General features: G+C 70.2%; 23 protein-coding genes and 1 pseudogene. 13 read left to right on the top strand and 11 right to left on the bottom strand.

What is annotated here, in order from left to right; genetic code table 11:
* Positions 1-1081 (bottom strand): glycogen debranching protein (locus tag ADL15_RS07240; RefSeq protein WP_269748314.1); only part of this gene is annotated, 1081 nt, incomplete at its 3' end.
* Positions 1082-1216: 135 nt separating this feature from the next.
* On the opposite strand from ADL15_RS07240, the gene ADL15_RS07235 reads away from it, so the two are divergent.
* The 3 genes from ADL15_RS07235 to ADL15_RS07225 are packed head-to-tail and all read left to right on the top strand — an operon-like array spanning position 1217 to position 3536.
* Complete coding sequence (locus ADL15_RS07235; RefSeq protein WP_232343938.1) at positions 1217-1900, top strand: DUF998 domain-containing protein; 684 nt, start codon at positions 1217-1219, stop codon at positions 1898-1900.
* 11 nt (positions 1901-1911) lie between these two features.
* A complete protein-coding gene (locus tag ADL15_RS07230) occupies positions 1912-2277 on the top strand; it encodes a YciI family protein (RefSeq protein ID WP_067685998.1) in 366 nt (121 codons plus the stop codon).
* 26 nt (positions 2278-2303) lie between these two features.
* Positions 2304-3536 (top strand): RNA polymerase sigma factor, encoded by a 1233-nt coding sequence (locus tag ADL15_RS07225; protein WP_394326917.1) that lies wholly within the window; start codon positions 2304-2306, stop codon positions 3534-3536.
* 141 nt (positions 3537-3677) lie between these two features.
* Here the strand turns inward: ADL15_RS07225 and ADL15_RS07220 are convergent, their stop codons facing one another.
* The 4 genes from ADL15_RS07220 to ADL15_RS07205 form a co-directional block, all read right to left on the bottom strand.
* Positions 3678-5015, bottom strand: coding sequence for a right-handed parallel beta-helix repeat-containing protein (locus ADL15_RS07220; protein ID WP_198170608.1), 1338 nt, complete (start codon positions 5013-5015; stop codon positions 3678-3680).
* 83 nt (positions 5016-5098) lie between these two features.
* A complete protein-coding gene (locus ADL15_RS07215; RefSeq protein ID WP_067685996.1) occupies positions 5099-5488 on the bottom strand; it encodes a DUF6069 family protein in 390 nt (129 codons plus the stop codon).
* Positions 5488-6432, bottom strand: coding sequence for an RNA polymerase subunit sigma-70 (locus ADL15_RS07210; RefSeq protein ID WP_067685994.1), 945 nt, complete (start codon positions 6430-6432; stop codon positions 5488-5490). Before ADL15_RS07210 ends, ADL15_RS07215 begins: the two co-directional genes overlap by 1 nt.
* A gap of 75 nt (positions 6433-6507) precedes the next feature.
* The gene (locus ADL15_RS07205) at positions 6508-7140 is read right to left on the bottom strand and encodes a GntR family transcriptional regulator (protein WP_067685992.1); all 633 of its coding nucleotides are present in this window, start codon (positions 7138-7140) and stop codon (positions 6508-6510) included.
* Positions 7141-7163: 23 nt separating this feature from the next.
* Here ADL15_RS07205 and ADL15_RS07200 point away from each other — a divergent pair, with 23 nt between their 5' ends.
* From ADL15_RS07200 to ADL15_RS07185, 4 genes are all read left to right on the top strand, one after another.
* Positions 7164-7493, top strand: a complete 330-nt coding sequence (locus ADL15_RS07200) for a DHCW motif cupin fold protein (RefSeq protein WP_067685990.1) — start codon at positions 7164-7166, stop codon at positions 7491-7493.
* Positions 7494-7610: 117 nt separating this feature from the next.
* The gene (locus ADL15_RS07195; protein WP_067685988.1) at positions 7611-8468 is read left to right on the top strand and encodes a hypothetical protein; all 858 of its coding nucleotides are present in this window, start codon (positions 7611-7613) and stop codon (positions 8466-8468) included.
* On the top strand, positions 8468-9406 hold the full coding sequence (locus ADL15_RS07190; RefSeq protein ID WP_067685986.1) for a hypothetical protein: 939 nt from the start codon (positions 8468-8470) through the stop codon (positions 9404-9406). Before ADL15_RS07195 ends, ADL15_RS07190 begins: the two co-directional genes overlap by 1 nt.
* Before the next feature lie 109 nt (positions 9407-9515).
* Positions 9516-10154: a DUF5753 domain-containing protein gene (locus ADL15_RS07185; RefSeq protein WP_157441214.1), complete on the top strand. Its 639-nt coding sequence runs from the start codon at positions 9516-9518 to the stop codon at positions 10152-10154.
* Here the strand turns inward: ADL15_RS07185 and ADL15_RS54040 are convergent.
* A pseudogene (locus ADL15_RS54040) lies at positions 10149-10283 on the bottom strand (DUF397 domain-containing protein); the annotation flags it as partial. The gene ADL15_RS07185 and the pseudogene ADL15_RS54040 overlap by 6 nt on opposite strands.
* Before the next feature lie 301 nt (positions 10284-10584).
* Here ADL15_RS54040 and ADL15_RS07175 point away from each other — a divergent pair.
* Positions 10585-11487: a helix-turn-helix domain-containing protein gene (locus ADL15_RS07175; RefSeq protein ID WP_067685982.1), complete on the top strand. Its 903-nt coding sequence runs from the start codon at positions 10585-10587 to the stop codon at positions 11485-11487.
* A gap of 15 nt (positions 11488-11502) precedes the next feature.
* Here the strand turns inward: ADL15_RS07175 and ADL15_RS07170 are convergent, their stop codons facing one another.
* A complete protein-coding gene (locus ADL15_RS07170; protein WP_067685981.1) occupies positions 11503-11943 on the bottom strand; it encodes a DUF6232 family protein in 441 nt (146 codons plus the stop codon).
* Between the two features lie 306 nt (positions 11944-12249).
* Here ADL15_RS07170 and ADL15_RS07165 point away from each other — a divergent pair, with 306 nt between their 5' ends.
* Positions 12250-13146: a M56 family metallopeptidase gene (locus ADL15_RS07165; protein ID WP_067685979.1), complete on the top strand. Its 897-nt coding sequence runs from the start codon at positions 12250-12252 to the stop codon at positions 13144-13146.
* A gap of 58 nt (positions 13147-13204) precedes the next feature.
* Here ADL15_RS07165 and ADL15_RS07160 read toward each other — a convergent pair whose 3' ends face one another.
* Positions 13205-14041 carry a GNAT family N-acetyltransferase gene (locus ADL15_RS07160; protein WP_083970981.1) on the bottom strand — a complete coding sequence of 279 codons (837 nt, stop codon included), beginning with the start codon at positions 14039-14041 and terminating at the stop codon, positions 13205-13207.
* 89 nt (positions 14042-14130) lie between these two features.
* On the opposite strand from ADL15_RS07160, the gene ADL15_RS07155 reads away from it, so the two are divergent.
* Both ADL15_RS07155 and ADL15_RS07150 read left to right on the top strand, forming a co-directional pair.
* On the top strand, positions 14131-15096 hold the full coding sequence (locus ADL15_RS07155) for a hypothetical protein (protein ID WP_067685975.1): 966 nt from the start codon (positions 14131-14133) through the stop codon (positions 15094-15096).
* 238 nt (positions 15097-15334) lie between these two features.
* Complete coding sequence (locus ADL15_RS07150; RefSeq protein ID WP_067685973.1) at positions 15335-15736, top strand: MerR family transcriptional regulator; 402 nt, start codon at positions 15335-15337, stop codon at positions 15734-15736.
* Here ADL15_RS07150 and efeB read toward each other — a convergent pair.
* From efeB to efeU, 3 genes are all read right to left on the bottom strand, one after another.
* Positions 15709-16980 (bottom strand): iron uptake transporter deferrochelatase/peroxidase subunit, encoded by a 1272-nt coding sequence (gene efeB / locus ADL15_RS07145; RefSeq protein WP_067685971.1) that lies wholly within the window; start codon positions 16978-16980, stop codon positions 15709-15711. The genes ADL15_RS07150 and efeB overlap by 28 nt on opposite strands.
* 280 nt (positions 16981-17260) lie before the next feature.
* Entirely contained in the window at positions 17261-18397 is a 1137-nt protein-coding gene (gene efeO / locus ADL15_RS07140; RefSeq protein WP_067685969.1) for an iron uptake system protein EfeO, read from the bottom strand.
* Between the two features lie 7 nt (positions 18398-18404).
* Positions 18405-19241, bottom strand: coding sequence for an iron uptake transporter permease EfeU (gene efeU / locus ADL15_RS07135; RefSeq protein WP_067685967.1), 837 nt, complete (start codon positions 19239-19241; stop codon positions 18405-18407).
* Between the two features lie 126 nt (positions 19242-19367).
* Between efeU and ADL15_RS07130 the strand changes: the two genes are divergently transcribed.
* Together ADL15_RS07130 and ADL15_RS07125 are read left to right on the top strand one after the other, a co-directional pair.
* On the top strand, positions 19368-19862 hold the full coding sequence (locus ADL15_RS07130; protein ID WP_067685965.1) for a MarR family winged helix-turn-helix transcriptional regulator: 495 nt from the start codon (positions 19368-19370) through the stop codon (positions 19860-19862).
* The coding region (locus tag ADL15_RS07125) for an MFS transporter (protein WP_067686002.1) at positions 19853-20716 on the top strand (864 nt) is incomplete at its 3' end. The genes ADL15_RS07130 and ADL15_RS07125, both read left to right, overlap by 10 nt.

The following is a 20716-nucleotide window of genomic DNA, read 5'->3' as shown; positions in this document are numbered from 1 at the left end:
ACGCCGCCAGCCGGTCCACCTCGTGGAACTCCCGGGCCAGGGCCGAGGCCAGGTCGAAGCGGAACCCGTCCACGTGCATCTCGGTCACCCAGTACCGCAGCGAATCCATGATCAGCCGCAGCGACTCGTGGTGCCGCACGTTCAGGCTGTTCCCGGTGCCGGTCGTGTCGTAGTAGAACTGCTCGTCACCCTCCACCAGGCGGTAGAAGGCCGGGTTGTCCACACCGCGGAACGACAGGGTCGGTCCCAGGTGGTTGCCCTCCGCGGTGTGGTTGTAGACCACGTCCAGGATCACCTCGATGCCGGCCTGGTGCAGCGCCTTGACCATCGACTTGAACTCCTGCACCTGCCCGCCGTCCCCGCCGAACGACGAGTAGCCGTTGTGCGGGGCGAAGAAGCCGATGGTGTTGTAACCCCAGTAGTTCGTCAGTCCGCGTTCGACCAGGCCGCTGTCGTGCACGAACTGGTGCACCGGCATCAGCTCGATCGCGGTGACGCCGAGACTCTTCAGGTACTTCAGCATCACCGGGTGCGCCAGCCCGGAGTACGTGCCGCGGACGTCCTCGGGCACGTCCGGGTGGCTGATCGTCATGCCCTTGACGTGCGCCTCGTAGATCACCGTCTGCCACATCGGCACCTTCAACGGCCGGTCGTTGCCCCAGTCGAAGAACGGGTTGATCACCACCGAGCGGGGCGCGAACGGCGCGGAGTCCGCGTCGTTGCGCGCGTCCGGGTCGCTGAACTCGTACGAGAACAGCGCCTGATCCCAGTCGTAGTCCCCGTCGATCGCCTTCGCGTACGGGTCGAGCAGCAACTTGGTCGGGTTGCACCGCAGGCCCCGGGACGGCTCGTAGGGCCCGTGCACCCGGTAGCCGTACCGCTGACCGGGAACGATCCGCGGCAGATACCCGTGCCAGACCAGCGCCTCGCGTTCGGGCAGGTCGAACCGGGTCTCGGTGCCGTCGTCGTCGAACAGGCACAGTTCGACCCGCTCGGCGACCTCGCTGAAGATGGCGAAGTTCGTGCCGCCGCCGTCGTACGCGGCACCCAGCGGATACGGATTTCCCGGCCAGATCCTCATACCGCGATCCTGAGTGCTCCGCCTCGAGCGCACACCGGCGATCGCCCAAAACCACCCCGTCAGTGGAACGCCGAAAATAAACTCCGGCGTCGTGTCCGAACCCGGTCCTCCCGTTCGAGGAGCAGACAGGAGCAGATGAGGACACGAACGAAGGAGACCACGATGACCACCCTCGACCGGCAGCGCAGCCCGGCCGTCCGGACCACCCGCTCGCTGCTCGGCTACGGCGTGCTCGCCGGGCCGTTCTATGTCACGGTCAGCCTGGCCCAGGCGCTGACCCGGGACGGTTTCCGCCTCGACGAGCACGCCTGGAGCCTGCTCGAGAACGGTGACCTCGGCTGGCTGCAGATCACCAACTTCGTGCTGACCGGCCTGATGACATGCGCCGCGGCCGTCGGCCTGCGCCGCGCCCTGCCCACCGGTCACGGCCGATTCTGGGCACCGTCACTGCTTTTTGTGTACGGCGTGAGCCTGATCGGCGCGGGCGCTTTCACGGCCGATCCGGCCCAGGGGTTCCCGGCCGGCACCCCGGCGACCACGGCGGTCAGCTGGCACGGGACGCTGCACTTCGCGATGGGTGGGATCGGGTTCCTCGCCCTGATCGCCGCGTGTCTGGTGCTCGGCTCGCGATTCGCGCGCGAAGGTCGTACACCATGGGCTTGGTTCTCCCGGACCACCGGAATCCTGTTCCTGGCCGCGTTCGCCGGGATCGCCAGCGGCTCGCACGGACCGACCACCCTGGCCTTCGTCGCCGCCGTCCTGCTCGCCTGGGCCTGGCTGGCCGCCGTCTGCCTGCACTTCCACCGCACCGCCGCCTGAGAGGACCTGCCATGCGCTACCTGATGATCTTGAAGGCCGAGCAGCCGTCGACCCCGCCGCCGCCGGGCCTGATGGAGGCGATCATGAAGCTCGGCGCGGACGCCACCGCGGCCGGTGCACTGCTGGACACCGCGGGCCTGGCCCCGAGCGTGACCGGCGCCCGGGTCTCCCTCGCGAACGGGCAGATCGGCGTGACCGACGGCCCGTTCGCCGAGGCGAAGGAGACGATCAGCTACGCGATCTACGAGGTGCGGTCCAAGGCGGAGGCGGTCGAGTGGGCGTCGCGCTTCCTGGCCCTGCACCGGGACATGTGGCCGGGCTGGGAGGGCGACACCGAGATCCGCAAGGTGTTCGGCCCGGAGGACTTCGGCAACTAGGTCGTCGGGTGGCAGGATCGGTGGCCGTGACGGCCACCGATCCCTCCCACGTCGTGGCGACGGTCTGGCGGATGGAGTCGGCCCGGATCGTCGCCACCCTCGCCCGGCTGGTCGGCGACGTCGGGCTGGCCGAGGAGCTCGCCCAGGACACCATGGTCATCGCGTTGGAGCAGTGGCCGGTCGCCGGCGTGCCCGAGCATCCGGCGTCCTGGCTGACGGCCACCGCCAAGCATCGCGCCGTCGACCTGCTCCGCCGGCAGGGCCGGTACCGGGAGAAGCTCGCCGAGCTCGGCCGGACCACACCCCAGGTGACCGATCCTGATCTCGCCGCCGAGCTGGACGACTACGTCGGCGACGACCTGCTGCGGCTGATCTTCACGACCTGTCATCCGGTGCTGCCGACCGAGTCCCGGGTGGCGCTCACGCTGCGGCTGCTCGGCGGGCTGAGCACCGACGAGATCGCGCGGGCGTACCTGGTGCCGGAGCCGACCGTGGGCAAGCGGATCACCCGGGCCAAACGCACCCTGGCCGAGAAACGGGTGCCGATCGAGCTGCCGCCGCCGGCCGAGGCCGCCGACCGGCTCGCCTCGGTCCTCCAGGTGATCTATCTGATCTTCAACGAGGGGTACGCGGCGACCGCCGGCGAGGACTGGATGCGCCCGGCGCTGTGCACCGAGGCGCTGCGGCTCGGCCGGGTCCTGGCCGGGCTCGCACCGGACGAGCCCGAGGTGCACGGCCTGGTCGCGCTGATGGAGCTGCAGGCGTCCCGGACACCCGCGCGGACCGGTGCGGACGGTGCCCCGGTGCTGTTGCAGGACCAGGACCGGCGGCGGTGGGACCGGCTCCTGATCCGCCGCGGCCTCACGGCCCTCGATCGCGCCGGCTCCACCCTCGGTCCGTACGTCCTGCAGGCGTCGATCGCGGCCTGCCACGCCCGCGCGAGCACACCGGCGGACACCGACTGGGAGCGGATCGCGGCGCTGTACGAGGTGCTCGCGTACGTGGCCCCGTCACCGGTGGTGGAGTTGAATCGGGCGGTCGCGGTCGGCCACGCGTATGGCCCCGCCCGGGCCCTCGCCATCGTCGACGCCGTGGATCTGCCCGGTTACCCGCTGCTCCCGGCGGTCCGCGGCGACCTGCTGGCGAAGTTGGACCGGGCCGCCGAGGCGCGCGCGGAGTTCCTGCGGGCCGCCGCGATGACCCGCAACAGCCGGGAGCGCGACCTGTTCACCGCCCGAGCCGCCGCACTTCTCGCATAGACGCCTGGCGACCGCTGCCGGCAAGATCGCCCCGCGCCGCCCGCACGCTCGGCGTTGCCGGCTGGTGCTCAGGGGTGCCTCCCGGTCCTTGAGGCACCCCTGAGTGACCGCCGGCACCCCGGCGGCCGCTCAGCCGGTCACTCAGTTGGTTTCGAAGGCGCCCAGATCCGGAGCCGAGCCGTTGAACGGCAGGCCCGCGTCGGTGCCCTTGTCGATCAGGGTGCTGGTGGCCGCCAGGTGCAGGGCGGTCAGCACGGGCAGGTCGCCGTTCGACTGGCGGGAGACGTTCCAGCCGGTCGTGGCCACGCTCTGGAACTGGGCGTCGTTCATGGTGAGACTCAGGTTCCACGAGTTGGTGGTGGCGGTCGTGCCGGAGAGGTTCGCGGTGAGCGTTCCCCCGTACGCAATGTTGTTCTTCAATGTTCCGAGACCGACGGCGGCGCCGCTGGCATTGATGCCCAGCATGTTGAAGCCGATGCCGTTGCTGTAACTGGTGTTGTTGACATAGTCGTTGGCGACCGGGTGGTGGTTGCTGTAGAAGCCCGGGCCGCGGTTCAGGAAGGCGACCGAGTTCCGTACGGTGTGCTTCGCCGCGGTCGCGACGTAGACACCGCCGTAACCACCGGCCTTGAACCCGGCCCCGTTCCCGATCGGCGTCGTGGTCTGCGGCAGGTACCCGTTGCGCCACGACCACGAGTTCTCGATCGTCACCGACGAGTACGCGTTGATCAGGTCGAAGCCGTCGTCGGAGTTCCACCACGCGCGGCAGCCGCGGAACACGTTCCCGGCATTACCGGCCGCGATGTGCGCGCCGAATCCGTCACCGTTCTCGCCGGCCCCGTTCGAGCTGTACGGGTCGTAGTTGTTGTAGGAGTCCGAGTTCAGGACGAGGTTGTTGCCGCCCTTGGCGATGAACAGCCCCGGACCCATGTTGTTGTGCGTGTTGATCTTCTCGAACGTGTTGTTGCTGCCGGAGATCCACAGCCCCCACGACTCGTGGTTCAGGCTGTTGTTCTGCGGCACGCCGGTCACGCCGATGCCCCGCAGGTACAGATGACTGCCGGTCACGTCGAAACCCTTGATCCGGCAGTTCACGCCGGTCATCCCGGAGAAGTCGAAGATCGGCTTCTCGCTGGGATAGTTCACGTAGCTGATCGGGCTGCCCGCCGTGCCGCTCGTGCTCAGCTTCACCGCGTCGACCACGGCGGTCTGGCTCGAGCAGGCGGTCGTCGCCGTCGTGAACGCGTAGGTGCCGCCGCGCAGATAGACGGTGTCGCCGGCCGCGGCCACGGTCTGCGCCTTCGCGATCGACTGGAACGGCGCCGCGACGGTGCCGGCCGCGCTGTCACTACCTGTGGGGGAGACGTAGTAGGCAGCCGCGGCGTGGCCCATCGAGGGGAGGATGATCACTGCCGCGACGGCGCTCGCCGCCAGCGCGGACACCAGACCGGTGTTACGCACTTTCTTCCGGATGCTCACCGGTTGACTCCTATGTGGGGATGTGTCCTGCCCGCCTGGTGGGGAGCCAGGCGCTTCCCGGTGGGGAGCCGGGAGGTCAAGGATCATAGAGATGCTTCCTGTGACCGGTTACCGAGACTTCGCGCCAGGGCGGGGATCATCACGGCCGCCGGGATCAGGTGCAGCCCGAGCAGGGTGGCGACGGTGGCGGTGTCCGCTCCGGAGAGGACCGGTGGGACCAGCGAGATCGCGGTCAGCACCACGGCCGTCCCCACGAACCGCTCGGCCGGGCGCGTGCTCCACCGTCGCAGGGCGACGGCGATGACCACGCCGACGACCGAGAAGAAGCCGGTCACCACGGCGAACCCGGCCAGGGGGATCCGTTCGCCGCCGTCGGGGATCTCGAAGTCCACACCGGCGGCTCCGGCGATCGCGGCGGCCACGGTGGTGGCCACCACCGCCACGAGGGTGGCGACCAGGCTGATGCGGGCCATCACTCGGTACCGTCCGCGTCCAGGCGCTCCGGCAGCCCCAGCTGCGGGAAGCGGTCACCGCCGAACGTGGTGATCTCGGTGATCGCCCCGCCGGTGACCCGCAGGACGTCGAGGGTCAGCGGCAGGTAGACGCCCTCCGGCTTGTGCCAGAGGTAGAACGCGACAGCGGGCTGCCGGTTCATCGAGGCCGGCACGGTACGCAGGCGCCCCAGCTCGGTGAAGCCGTCCGCCAGCCAATCGGCGACCACCGCGTCGCGGCCGAGCTGCAGCCCCGGCGTCGGCGGCATCGAGCAGCGGACGTCGTCGCGCAGCAGCGCCGCCAGCCCGTCGATGTCGATCGCCACGCTGGCCTCGGTGAACCGGCGCACCATCGCACGCGTCCCGGCGTCCTCCTCACCACCGGTCCAGTCCTGCCGCTCGGCGGGCAGGTGCTCCCGCATCCCGGCGCGGGCCCGCTGCAGCGCGCTGTTCACCGAGTTGACCGAGTCGCCGAGCAGCTCCGCGACGTCCTTGGCCGGCCAGCCGAGCACGTCGCGCAGGATCAGCACGGCCCGTGGCCGCGGCGCGAGGTGCTGGACCGCGACCAGATAGGCCAGCTCGATCGTCTCCCGGGCGACGGCCAGGGTCTCCGGCTCGTCCGCGCCACCCGCGGGCAGCTCGTCGAGCAACCGGTCCGGGTAGGGCTGCAGCCACCGCACCTCGCCGCCGGTGGCCGGCTCCGGGCGGCACGTGGCGAGCAGGTCCAGGCACGCGTTGGTGGCGATCCGGTACAGCCAGGCCCGGAACGTCGAGCGCCCCTCGAACGTCTCCCGCCGCCGCCAGGCCCGCAGGAACGTCTCCTGCACGGTGTCCTCGGCGTCCTCGAACGATCCGAGCATCCGGTAGCAGTGCACGTGCAGCTCCCGCCGGTGCCGCTCGGCCAGCCCCTCAAAGTCCGCGTCCATGGCGCCACCCTTCTGTCTCGGCGTGTTCCGTCACAGGTAAGACGGGTGCGGGCCCGGGAACTCATCACCCGCGGTCTACAGCGCCTCCTGGGTGGCGGTGAGGTGGCTGGTCAGGCGGTCACCGGCCAGGCCGGGATCACCGCTCTCGACCGCAGCGACCAGGGCCTCGTGCTCGCTCAGCACCTGGTCGGCGCGGCCGCTGGTGCGGTGGATGGCGGCGTGACCGATCCGCAGCTGCTGGTCGCGCAGCGAGTCGTACAGGCGCAGCATGATCGGGTTGGCGGCGAGGGCGACCAGGGAGCGGTGGAAGAGCTGCGCCTCGGTGTTGAACGCGTCCAGGTCGGTGTCGGCCAGCAGGGCCCGCTGGCGCGCGAGCGAGCCGCGCCACTGCTCGATCAGATCCGGCCGGGCGGCCACCTTCGCCAGGGCGAACCGCTCGACGACGAGGCGCGCCTCGATGACGGCCGCGGCGGCGCCGGCGGTGACCGGGACGACCAGGGCGCCGCGGCGCGGGTACAGCTCGATCAGGTTCTCGCTCTCCAGCTGGACGAACGCCTCGCGGACCGGGGTCCGGCTGACACCCGCCTCGCCGGCCACCTCGCCCTCGGTGATCAGCTGCCCCTCGCGGTACGTCCCGTCCAGGATCCGCTCCTTGACCGTGGTGTAGACCCGCAGACGAGGGGTTAGCATCTCAGGCGTATCTCTCATGTATCTCAGTTTAGGGGCATCCCGTGCAGCTCGCCGAGCATCCGTTCCGCACCGTCGCGTGGGACCGGCTGGAACCGACGGTTCACCCCGGCGAGTCCGGCACGGCCAGCTGGCAGACGCACCGCCTCGGCGACATGCGGATCCGGCGGGTGCGGTATTCGCCCGGGTATCTCGCCGACCACTGGTGCACCAAGGGGCACGTGCTGCTCTGCGTCGAGGGCAGCCTGCGGACCGATCTGGCCGACGGCCGGACCACCACGCTCGGCCCCGGTGACTGCTACACCGTCGGTGACGACTGCGAGCCGCACCGGTCCAGCACCACGACCGGCGCGACCCTGTTCATCGTGGACTGACCACCCGATCATCCGAGGGCGGGCACCCGGCTGAGTGGGCCGGCTGCCCACCCGTTCGGCGCGGGGTCGGTCGCCCAGCCGACATCGCGGCCCGGCGAGGAGTGGTAGGCAGGGGACATGTCCGCGGAACGCCGTCGCGTGTTGGCGATCGCCGCCGCGCTCACGGTCTTCCTGGCCGTGGGTGTCTTCTGGCTGACCCGGCTCGCGGTCGGCGGCACGGGGGAGGAGGCGGCGTTCGTGGCGCCGCCGGCCTCGGCGCCACCCTCGTCCGCGGCACCCTCGTCCGCCGCACCGGCCGGCACTCCCGATCCGCTGCCGGGAGACGCCGTTCCCCCCACGACCACGACCGCGGCCCCGACCGCGACGGGCGACGACGACGGCGCTGCACCCGGCAAGCCGCAACAGACGACCACAGAGCCCACGAACCAGCCCACGTCCAAGCGGCCGAGCAGCCGGCCGCCGAGCAGCAGCCCGCCGCCGCCCCCGGCCCCGAAACCCCGGGTCATCGAGGTCGGTGGCGTGACCTTGAACAACCGCAATCCGCAGACGATGTGCACGTTGTTCCGCAATGCCGACGCCGGCCTTCCGGTGACGATCAGCAACCTCCGGGTGTCGGGGAAGCTCACGATCGATCCCGGCACCTGCTCGACCAACGGCGACATCGGCAACAAGCCCCGATGCCGCAGCGGGATGACCCTGCAACCGGACGCCTCCTGCTACACCGGCACCGTCCCCACCTCCGACAAGCCCGGCGAGTACGCCGGATACGTTCGGCTCGACGCGCGCGGCAAGTGCACCTCGCCCAGCCCGAAGGCGTGTTCCGGCCCGGAACTCCGCGATGACCCACCGAGCGTGACCAGGCCCGTCATCGTCACCTGGACAGTGCGTAGCGAGGAGGCCGTCTGCTACGCCATCCGCGCGCCTGACGACGAGAACCAGGAGAAGTTCTGCACCGCCACTCCCGACGGGGAGTGATGGACAAACTCGCCCGGCGGCCGCGAGCCCCGACACCACCGGCCGACCCCGTACCGGACTGGGGCACCCGCCTGAAAGACCTCGCCGGCATCCTGGCCCCGACCACCGCGATCACCGCGCTGCTGCTCTACTTCGGCTACATCGGCACCCGCGCCCGGTTCGCCTACTTCGGCGTCTACCTGGACCTCACCGGCCTCTCCAACCAGGACCTGATGCTCTACGGCCTGGAGGTCCTCTACGTCCCGGCGGCGCTGGTGCTGCTCGCCGTCCTGATCGGCGCGGCCGGCCACGCCGCGGTCAGCTGGCTGACCGGATCGCCGGACCACCGCCGCGCCGCCCTGGCCACCGCCGCCGCCCTGCTGATCGCCGGGGTGCTGCTGCTGGCCCGGGCCACGATCGGCCTCCTGGTGGTCCGGGTGTCCCGCACCGAGATTCCCGGTACCAGCGCGCTGGCTCTCGCGTTCGGACCGATCCTTATTCTGTACGCAGGGTGGGCCGCGGCCACCGTGCTGGTCAGGGACGGCACTGCCCGCTTCCCCCGCTGGTACACCGGCCCCGCGATCGTCCGCGTCCGCCGCCTGATCGCGGTAGCGGTCAGCGGCCTGGTGCTGGTCGGGTTGTTCTGGGCCGCGAACAGTTTCGCCTGGGCGTTCGGCCAGGGCCGGGCCATGGACGACGCTGGCCAGCTCCCGTACCGCGCCGAGCTGCTGCTGGACACGAAGGAGCCGCTCGTCGACCTCCCGCCGGGGGTGGAGGAGACCCCGCTGACCGGCGAGTTCCACCATCGCTACCACGGCCTGCGCCTGCTGGTCGCCGCGGACGACCGCCTCTTCCTGGTCCCCGCCTCCTGGACCGACCAGGCCCGCACCCTGGTGATCCCCTACGACGACCAGATCCGCATCCAGCTCATCCCACCCCGGACGGGTGTAACCACGTGAACACACCCTCCGGCGGGATAGCGCGAAGTGCCCCACTATGGAAACCTGCGTCAGGCGTAATCTGCAATGTGCAGGTTGCGAGTCGCCGACAGCGACTATCGTCGTCCTGATGAGGAGTTCTGCGATGGAGAAGAGCGGCAGCCCGGCAAAGGTGATCGACGCGCGGGGACCCGGCGCCTTCGAGCAACTGATGAGGGTCGAGCGGGAGTCCGCCCAGATCTTCTACAGCCTCCCGCTGTTCCTTCCCGGCCCGTTTCAGTCGGAGGGCTATGCCCGGGAGATGCTCAGCGGCATCGCCCATCCGGCACCGACCGGCGGCGAGCTGGCCGACCGGCTGCGGGTGCGGATGAGCCGGGCCGCCGCTTTCCGCGAGCGGCTCGACGGCGACACTCCTCCGCGTGTCTGGGCGGTGCTCGACGAGGCCGCGCTCCGCCGGACCCGGGACGCGGCGATGATGCGCGAGCAGATCGACCACCTGCTCGAGCTGTCCCAGAAGGACACCGTCCACCTGGCGGTCCTGCCGTTGAGCGCCGGCCCGACCGCTTTGCTGGGCGGCTCCTTCGAGGTGCACGAGGCCGCCGAGGGCGAGACGTCGGTCTTCTTCGAGGGCCGCTACCAGGACGAGATCATCGGTCCTGACCAGGCGCGCGCCGAGTACTACCGGGACCTGGTCAAGACGCTCCTGGCAACGGCGGCGTCCGAGTCGGAGGCGACGTCGCTGCTGGAGGGCATCCGAGACTCGTTATGACGTCTCGACCTCGATGAACGCTCGCCACACCGGCCGGTCGAAGGTCAGGACCGGGCCGCCCGGGTCCTTGGAGTCGCGCACGTGCACGTGGTTGCCGTCGAGTGCCACCTCGACGCAATTGCCGCCTCCGCTTTTCTAGCTCGTCCGCCAGACGAGGTCATCCCGGTCGTTCACTACGCCTCCCGAACACCAATGCCGCGCGCGAACCTCAGGGGATCGTGCGGGCTGATCCGGCTTCACCGATGCCGTTTGTTGTCAACGGTCGGTCACTCACGGTACCCGAAATCCACGGGGCTGAATGAGGCGGAGATGAATCGGTCTTACCTTCCGCCGCGTCGGCGTCCGGGGAGCTGGTTTACGGTAGGTCTCTGCGAACTGGTAATTGCTGTCTGCGAATTGCAGCCGCACGACCGATCAGAAGGGCCTGGCGATGCCGGACACCCACTCCCTCGACGACACCTCGGACGTGGGTCCCTTCGTCGCCCGGAACCAGGTCAGCCGGCGTCTGGTGGAGCTGCGGGAGAAACGGGACCTGACGCCCGACCAGGTGGTGGCGCACACCGGGTGGTCTTCCTCGAAGCTGACCCGCATCGAACGCAGCGAGGTGACGATCCAGCCTCTCGAGCTCCGCGCACTTCTTTCCTTCTACGGCGTGCACGACGAGAGCGAGGTCGCCACCCTCGCTCACCTGTCGCAGACCTCACGCTCGCGCTCCTGGTACAGCAGGCACAAGCTGGACAAGACGTTCCAGCAATTCGTGGCGTACGAGACCGAAGCTGCGGTGATCAACAGCTCCCAGTTGCTGTTCGTTCCCGGACTGCTGCAGACCGAGGAGTACGCCCGGGAGATCACCGCGCTGTCGATGCGGCGCCGGCCCGACGACCCCGAGGTCCTGGCCCGGGTGACCCTGCGGATGGACCGCCAGCAGGCCTTCCGTGCCCGGCTCGGCAAGCGGAACCAGCCGCACATCAACGCGATGATCGACGAAGCGGTCCTGCGTCGTCCGGTGGGCGGACGGGACTGTCTCCGCCGGCAGCTCGATCATCTGCTGGGACTCGCCGCCGACGGCTCGGCGTACTCGATCTCGGTGACACCGCTCGACCTGGTGCATCATTCCGGCCTCGGCGGAACCTTCGAGCTGCTGCAGTTCGAAGGTTCCCTCGACGACGTGCTCTTCATCGAAGGCGCGGCGGGCCTGGACTCGCTCACCGCGGACAAGACCCAGACCGAGCGGTTCCGGGGGATCGTCAGTGACCTGCGGACCTACGGCCTCGGCGGAAACGAGGCGCTGGACTTCCTGCGATCGGTCCGGGACGGGCTGTCGCAGCCCTGAGTGTCCGGACGACGCTCAGGGAAGGGGGTGGCGGCCGGCCTCGACCGCCCGGATGACAGCCCGCCGCACCTGCTCGAACTCGGTCTTGTCGGCCGAGCTGAACAGGATCGTCGGAACTCCCCGGTGAAGGGCCCTGAGCTCCATGAGCCGAGGGTTGCGGTGGCCGTCGCGCACCACTGCGCCGCCCATGCCCGCGGCGGCGACCAACCCGGCGAGGATCATCAACGCCGACCCGAAGATGACGGCGAGCGGGGCCGCGAGCGCCAGCTCGACAGCCGCGCAGAACATCGCCACGGTCCGTGCCGGGTGGGCGTAGTGGTGGGCGATGCTGGTGAAGACGAGGTCGTGCAGGTGGAACAGGCCGTCCGGGGTCTCGATGTAGGTGTTCGTGACCACGACGTGCGGGCCCGGGTAGAAGTAGCAGACGGCCGACGAGGTGTGTGAGTCGAGTGCCATGTGGACCTCCCTGGTCTCTCCATGGTCCGGGCGATGCCAGCCGTCAGCAAGTCCCACTAGTGAAACGTCCGTCAGCGCCAAGCCGTCTGCGAACCGCTGATCAGTCGAATAGTTCTCTTTGTCGGCATTCAGGGACATCAGAAGAGCGACTTATGCGGTCTTAACAATATTTGCCGCTTACTGCATGGGGGCGAACATTCGGCGTCGGGCGGTTCCGGTGCCGGGCGTTCCGCCGGGCCGGACGGCGTGCCGTGGTGCACCTGTGAGGTGAGAGCATGGCCTCGAGCGGGTGGAAGAGGTAGCCGGATGTTTGATCATTTTCTGTGGTCCGTGGTCGTGGTGCCGCCGCTGGCGGTGCTCGTGGTGCGGCTGCTCGCCGACCGGCTCGCGCCGGGACGGGCCGCTTCGGTGATCGCCTGGTCGGCGGTGACCGTGGCCGCGACCAGCACGATCAACCTGTTCCTGCTGGCCGCGCACGCCCTGGCCCAGGTCCCGGCGGTCGGCCGGCTGTTCGGCTGGTCCGCCGCGGTGGTCGCGGCCGACACCGCCGGTGTCGAGTGGGTGCCGTGGCTGAGCCTGGCCCTGAGCGTCGCCGTCGTGGCCGCGGTGGGCCGGCGCTGGCGGCGGCAGCGCGCGGTGCTGGCCATGGTCCCGGTGGACGGGCCGGGTGGCCTGGTCATGCTGCCCGACGACGCGCCCCGGGCGTTCGCGGTCCCCGGTGACCCCGGGCACGTGGTGGTCACCACCGGGATGCGCGGGCTGCTCACCGACCCGCAGTTCGAGGCGCTGCTCGCGCACGAGAACGCGCACCTGAGCGAACGCCATCACCGGCTGGCCCGGCTCGCCGAGCTGGCGGTCGCCGCGCACCCGGCGCTGTGGTGGGTCGGCAAGCACGTCGACTACCTGATCGAGCGGGCCGCCGATGAGCGGGCCGCCACCGACCTGGGCAGCCGGAAGACCCTCGCACACGCGATCGGGGTGGCGGCGCTGGCCGGGGCGGGCAGCCCGTTCGCCGCGGCGTTGCACGCGGCGGTGCCGGGCGGTGTCGTACCGAAGCGGGTTGCCCACCTGTTGCGGCCGCAGCCGCGACCGGCGCCGCGGGCCTTCCTGATCATTCCGGCGCTGCTCGCGCTCAGCTCGGTGATCTGGACCGGCGAGGCCACCCTCGACCTGGTCGAGCTGATCCACGCCGCCCTGCGCTGACGGCCGCTGACCACAACCGGTCAACCAGCGCGGATCACGATGGACCAGCCGCGCCCGGTCAGCCGAGCGCCTGCATCACCGGCGCGAACCAGCGGCCCCGCTCACCCGGCAGCTCCCGGCCGCCGCGCACCATGGTCACCGTTGATTTCCGCAGGCCGAGGCCCCGGTCCGCGGCCCAGCCGAGCAACGAGGGGTGCCGGTCGTCGAGGTCGAGCCGCACCCCTCCGCTGACCGCACCGGCCAGATCGCCGATCAGGGTCCGCGCGTCGTCCAGGCTCCCCGCGACGACCGGGCCGACGACGACCTCGTCGAGATTGCGCCACGCACCGCCATAACCGCTGATCACCCCGCCGCGTTCGACGACCCGGAGCTGCTCGGTGAAGCCCGGCAGCCGCCGCACCAGCGCACTGCGATCCGCCCCGGCGACCTCGGCATCGAGCGCGATGAGAGCGGCCAGATCAGCCGGCACCGCCGGACGCGACCCGGCCGGGCCACCGGAATCCGGCACCGAGAACCTGCCGGCGTAGGTGTGCGTGAGCCCGTCCACGACGAACCCGAGCTTCTCGTAGAGCGGCCGCCCGTACTCGGTCGCCCACAGAATCACCGTCGCCTCGCCCGCCGCCACCAGCGCATGCTCCATCAGCCGCCGGCCCAGCCCCCGCCCACCACACCGACTCGCCACCAGCACCATGCTGATCGCCGCGAGCCCGCCGCCGAACCGGGTCAGAACCGTGGTGCCGACCAGCCCACCCTCCTCGTCCCGCACGCCGTAGACCGTGCCGACGTCGAACAGCAGCCGCCACTTGTGCTCCTCGGCCAGCCACTCCCGGTCCTGCGCCAGGGCCAGGCACGCGGGAAGGTCGTCGAGCGTCAAGTTCCGGATCTCCGCGGTCACGCTCCGATCCTCACACACTGACATCTGTCATCGGTGAACGCTGATATTCGGCCTGGGGCCGGGCGCTCCGGAAGCGGTGTAGTGACGTCATGCTTCGTCGTAGCGCACCCGCCATCGGGCTGTTCTTCCTGGCCCCGCTCGTCGCCGAGTTCCTGCTGGGCAACCTGCCGATCACGTTCCTGCCGGCGGTCGTCGCGCTGGCACCGCTCTACGGCGGCGGCGCCCTGCTGATCCGGGAGGTGACCCGCCGGCTCGGTCTCGGCTGGCCGAACATCCTGATCCTCGCTCTCGCCTATGCGGTCCTCGAGGAGGGGCTGACCACCCAGTCGCTGTTCAACCCGGACTACGCCGACGCGCACCTGCTGGTCGACGGTTATCTCCCGGCGCTCGGCATCGCCGTGCCGTGGACCCTCTACGTCCTCGGCCTGCACACGTTCTGGAGTGTCAGCGCGTCGATCCTGATGATGGAGGCGGTCGCGGGGGAGCGGCGCACCACCCCGTGGCTGGGCCGCACCGGCCTGATCGTGACCGGCGTGCTGTTCGCGCTCGGTATCGCCATCAGCACCGCGATCACCATGCAGCAGTGGCCCTACACCGCCACCGCCGGCCAGTTCACCGCCACCGCGATCATCCTGGCCCTGCTGATCGCCGCCGGGTTGCTGATCAAAATCAAGATCAAACCCCGGCAGGGTACGGCGCCGAGCGCCCTGACCGTCCTGATCGCGACTCTGGTCGCCGGTGCGGTGTTCCAGGGCCTGACCGTCGTGAGCCTGCCCACCTGGATCGGCACGGCCGTGTGGGTGCTCGACGTGGTCGTCTTCCTGACCCTCGTCGCCCTCTGGTCGGGCCGCGAGGGCTGGACCGACCTGCACTACCTGGCGATCGGGGCCGGCGCGCTGCTCACCTACGCCTGGCACTCGTTCGTCGAGACCCCCACCGGCGGCGCCGCGCTGGCCATCGACCTCACCGGCAACGCCCTGTTCACCGCCGCCGCCCTGACCCTGATCTGGTTCGCCCACCGCCGCCTGACCGCACCCACCCCGCTCAAGGTCTGACCCCCGGCTGGCGCTGGCGGCTGCCTCCGGCCCGTCGAGGCAGCCGCCAGCACCAGCCGTGTACACCTCGCGCGAGGCCTGCGTCGGGGAGCGGGCCGCCACGCGCTGCCGGGTTCCCCGGCTGGCTTCCAGGGGTGTCTCGGCGGCCTCGAGGCACCCCTGGAAGCCAGCCGACACGTGTTGAGTGGCCGGGTTTCGGGCAAGCTAGAGGCGGCAGTCTGACTACGAGGAGGCATTCATGCGGATCGGCGACGCGGCTGCGGCGGCCGGGACGACAGCTCGGGCACTGCGCTTCTACGAGGCGAACGGCCTGCTTCCCGCACCTCAGCGCACCGTCACCGGCCAGCGCGTCTACGGTCACCGCGAGGTCGCCCGGCTGCGGGTGATCCGTGGGCTGCTGAGCCTCGGTCTGACCGTCTCCGACCTGCGCGAGTGCGCCGACCGGCTGGACCTGCTCGACGGCGACGCCGCGGCGGCCCGCGGTGCCGGCCGGGCGAACCCGGCGGGGCGGGCGCACCCCGCGGGGCCGACCGCGCGCCGGATCGCCACCCTCGACGCCGAGATCAGCCGGCTGACCGGCCTGCGGGACGACCTCAAGGCCCGGACCCGGATTCAGGCGAACAGCGCCCGGCCCCAGTAGTCGTCGGCGGCGAGCATGCCGGGCGGGCAGGCGAACAGGCCGCTGGAGACGTGCCGGATGTATTCGTTGAGGGTGTCCTGCTTGGCCAGGCTGTTCTGCACCGGCACGAACTGTTTGTGCGCGTTGCGCTGGTAGGCCATGAAGAACAGCCCGGCGTTCAGCCGGCCCAGCCCGTCCGAGCCGTCGACGAAGTTGTAGCCGCGCCGCAGCAGCCGCGCCCCGCCGTTCTGGTCGGGGTGGGCCAGCCGCAGGTGCGAGTCGACGGCGATGACCGGCTCGCCCTCGCCGTCCTGGGCGGCGAAATCCGGTTCGTCGTGCTCCAGCTTGCCGGTCAGCGGCGCGCCCTCACCCTTGTCCCGTCCGATGATCATCTGCTGTTCGGCGAGCGGTGACCGGTCCCAGGTCTCGACCAGCATCCGGATCTTGCGGGTGACCAGGTAGGACCCGCCGGTCATCCAGTCCGGGCCGTCGCCGGGCTGCACCCACAGGTGCTCGTCGAGCAGCCCGGTGTCCTCGGACTTGAGGTTGCGGGTGCCGTCCTTGAAGCCGAACAGGTTGCGCGGGGTGGCCTGCGACCGGGACGTCGAGGAGGTCCGGCCGAAGCCGAGCTGCGACCAGCGGACGCTGACGATGCCCATCCCGAGCCGGGCCAGGTTGCGGATCGCGTGCACCGCGACCTGCGGGTCGTGCGCGCACGCCTGGACGCCGATGTCCCCGCCGCTGATCGCGTCCTCCAGGGTGTCCCTGGGGAATTTCGGCAGGTCGGCGAGGGCCGCCGGGCGCCGGGCCGCGATGCCGAAACGATCCTTTCCGCGTACGTCGCGGAAGAGCGTCGGCCCGAACCCGATCGTCAGGGTGAGCCCGGAGGCGGGCAGCCCGAGCGCTTCACCGGTGTCGTCCGGCGGGGCTTCCAGGGAGCCGCCGACCGCGCCGAACGTGCCGGCGTCCAGCCCCTGCGTCATCCGGGCGCCGGCCGCCGTCCAGTTCTGCAGCATGTCGACGAGCGCGGCCTTGTCGTCGGTGATCACGTCGAACGCGCAGAAGTGCAACCGGTCCTGCGCCGCCGTGACGATCCCGGCCTGCCGCTCCCCGTAGAACGGGATCGCACCGGCCGCGTCCGCCTCGCTGGTGGTCGCGGAGGCGGGGTTCTGGTCGTGACGTGCGAGAGCGAGCGCTCCCGCGCCCGCGGCGGCCACGCCCGCGGCGCTCGCGCCTGCCCATCCGAGGACCTTGCGCCGCTTCATGTGACGGGCCTTTCTCGCGGTCGGTGGTGCCGACGTGGTTTCGGGGTGAACCGTGTCGGGGGTGCCGACGTGGTTTCGGTTTTTCGGGGTGAACCGTGCCCCGCCACGGGCGTCGCCCCGCAGGGTTTCGCGTTCTGGCCGCGCCAGCGGCCTGCGAAGCCCGGAGGGGTCCCGGCGGGAGCGACGATCCGGACCCCGGCGGACGCACGACATCTTGAATTTGATCTTGTGGGTGAGCCGGGGGCGAGACGACCGCCTCGCCCCCGAACACGCTGCCTGACTACTTCTTGGCGACGATCGCGGCAACCTTCGAGATCGGCTCGGCGAGCGCGTTGATGTCGTCGCTGAGCTCCTTCAGGTCCGCCTGGGTGAGCGTGTTGTGCAGCTTCCAGCCGTCGCCGGCGCGGTGCTTCTCGAGGGCGGCCTCGACCTTGGCGAAGTTCTCGTCCAGCGTCTTGACCAGGGCCGGGTCGCGCTCCTCGAGGGCCGGGCGCAGCGCCTGGATGGCGCCCTGCGAGCCCTCGATGTTGGCGGCGAAGTCCCACAGGTCGGTGTGCGAGTAGCGGTCCTCCTCGCCGGTGATCTTGCCGGTGGCGACCTCGTCGAGCAGGCCCTTGGCGCCGTTGGCGAGCTCGACCGGGGAGAACGTCACCGACTCGGCCTTGGTGACGATCGTCTGGACGTCGGTGAGCAGCTGGTCGGCGATCTTGCCGTCCTTGCTGACGTCCTTGGTGACCCAGAGGTCCTTCTCGATCTTGTGGAAGCCGGTCCACTCCACGCCGGGCTCCAGGTCGCCGTCCCGAGCGTCGATCTTCGGGTCCAGGTCGCCGAAGCTCTCGGCGACCGGCTCGATCCGCTCCCAGTAGGTGCGGGCGATCGGGAACAGCGCCTTGGCCTTCTCGATGTCGCCGCCCTTGACCGCGGTCACGAACGCGGTGGTCTGCTCGATCAGCGCGGTGGTCTGGCTCTTCACGTAACGCTGGTAGTCCTTGCTGGCCTGGGCCAGCTTGGCGTCCTCGGTCAGCGGCGTGGCCGAGCCGGACACCTGGAACGCGTTGCGGATGCCCTTGCCGATCATTCCGGGCTTGCAGGCGGTCTCGTAGGCGCCGGCCGGCAGCTCGACGATCAGCTCGCGGGACAGGCCGGGCGCGATGTTCTCGATCTCGCCCATGATCCGGTCGCCGGCGGCGTAGATGTAGAACTCGTTGATCTTGCTGCCCTTGTTGCTGATCGCGAACGTGACGGTGCCCGCGCTCGACTCGGTCCGCTCCACCTTGCACTCGGTGTCGGAGGCGGCCACGGTGATCTTGCCGGAGGCGGCGTCGCCGGCCTTGTCGTCGGCCTTGTCGCCACAGGCGGTCAGCAGCAGGGCGGCGGCGGTAGCGGCGGCGCCGGCGGTCAGCAAGCGGGTATGCATCGTTCTCCTAAGGAGCGGTGGTGACGGGGGTGGGCGCCGGCTTGTGTGGGCGAGCCGGCCAGAGGAAGAGAACGAGGACCGGAATCCCGTACGCGAGCCAGGCGATCGTCTCGATGACGGTCGGCGCCGGCGTGAAATTGACCATGCCGCGGAGCAGTTCGGCGTACCACGCGGTGGGCGGGAACGAACTCGTCACGTCGAAGGCCAGGTTGTTCAGGCCGCCGAGGACGTTGGACTCCTGCAGGTCGTGGAAGCCGTACTTGAAGATGCCGGCCGCGACCAGCACCAGCAGCGCGCCGGTCCAGGTGAAGAACGTGGACAGGTTGATCCGGACGGCGCTGTAGTACAGCAGCCAGCCCAGCACGATCGCGGTGAGCAGGCCGAGACTGATTCCGATCAGCGGCTTGGCGCTGTCCGCGGTGCCCTGGGCGGCCGCGTAGAACAGGATCGAGGTCTCCAGGCCCTCCCGGATCACCGCGAGGAACGCCACGCTCGCGATCGCCACCGGGCCGACCTCGATCGCGGACTCCATCCGGCCGCGCAGCTCACGTCCCATGTGGCGGGCCATCCGGCGCATCCAGAAGATCATCCAGGTGACGAAGGCCACGGCCACGAACGAGGCGATCGCCTCGAACAGCTCCTGATGGGTCGAGCTCAGCCGGGCGATGCCGACCTGCAGCAGCACGGCGAAGCCGACCGAGATCGCGGCGGCCAGCGCCACGCCGGCCCAGACCAGGCGCAGCAGGGGCTTGCGGTCGCTCTTGACCAGGAAGGCCACGAGGATCGAGACCACGAGGGTGATCTCCAGGCCCTCGCGGAGGCCGATGAGGTAGATGGCGGTCATGGAGCTCCAAAGGTTAGCCAACCCTAAGTCGGTAACCGCATCATTCTTCTATTCAGATGTAGATGTCAAATGGCTCCACCTCCAGGATTGTGACAGCACTTATATAAGTGCTGTTACAGTTGGGTCGTGACCGAGTTCTCCGATCCCACCGACCACGCGGTATGGCAGTCGCTGTGGAACCTGCAGTCCGCATTGGACGCTGATATCGCCCGGATCTACGCCGAGGCCGACCTCGGCGGGATCAAGACCACCTGGGTCAAGGAACTGATCAAGCTGCACGTGCGCGGACCGATGACGATCAGCGAGCTGGCCGAGGCGACCGGCCGGACCCACTCGGCGCTGAGTCAGAAGGTGTCCGCGATGCGCGCCGCCGGGTTGGTGCGGACCACGGCGGGGCCGGATGCGCGTACCAAAAAGGTCGCCCTCACCGCGAAAGCCGCAAGTGTCGCGGATCGTCTCGCGGCCGAGTGGCGCGCGACCGAGGCCGCGGTGGCCGAGATCGAGGCGGAGATCCCATACGGGATGACACAGGTGGTCCGGGACATCGAAGCGGTCCTGGCCCGCCGGAGTTTCCGCGACCGGATCGCTCTGAAACTGGCCGAGGATCCCGGGTGGCAGTGACCGGCGCTCTCATCGACGTGCAGCCGCTGCGGTCGTCGCCGGCGTTCCGGCGGCTCTGGATCGGGCAGACCTGGTCCGGGCTGGGCAGCCAGATGACCCTGATCGCGGTGATCTACCAGGTCTGGCAGCAGACCCACAGCACGGTCTGGACCGGCGCGGTCGGGCTCGCCCAGGCGCTGCCGATCGTGCTGTTCGGCCTGTTCGCCGGCGATCTCGCCGACCGGGTCGAGCGGCGCCGGCTCTCGATCGTCGCGACGACCGGCATGGCCGCGTGCTCGGCGCTGCTCGCGGTGCAGGGGTTCGCCGGGCAGCTGCCGGTCACCGGGGTGCTGGCGCTGGTCGCCATGCAGGCGTGTTTCGTCACGGTCGGCGGGCCGGTCGGGCGGGCGTTCCTGCCGCACCTGCTGCGCCGCGAGGAGGTCGCCGCCGGGCTGGCCCTCAACCACATCTCGTTCCAGGCATCGATGCTGCTCGGCCCGGCGCTCGGCGGCCTGCTGCTCGGGTGGGTCGGCGTCGGCGGCTGCTACCTGATCGACACGCTGACGTTCGCGGTGGGGTTCTACGGCGTGATCGGGTTGCCCCGGCTGCCCCCGTCGGATGCCGTGCCGGCGGGGCGTCTGCGTGCGGTGGGGGAGGGGCTGCGGTTCGTGGCCGGGAACCCGGCGGTGCGCGGTGCGCTGCTGACCGATCTGGCCGCCACCCTGCTGGCCATGCCGATCAGCCTGTTCCCGCTGGTGAACGCGGAACGGTTCGGGGGGAACCCGCGGACTCTGGGGCTGTTTTTGACCGCGATCGCGGTGGGCGGGGTGTGCGCGTCGGTGTGGTCCGGGGCGTTCACCCGGCTGGGCCGGCCG

Origin of the sequence: Actinoplanes awajinensis subsp. mycoplanecinus (assembly GCF_001509495.1) — a bacterium.
Lineage (GTDB): Bacteria > Actinomycetota > Actinomycetes > Mycobacteriales > Micromonosporaceae > Actinoplanes > Actinoplanes palleronii.
This window is presented reverse-complemented; position numbering and strand designations above follow the sequence as displayed.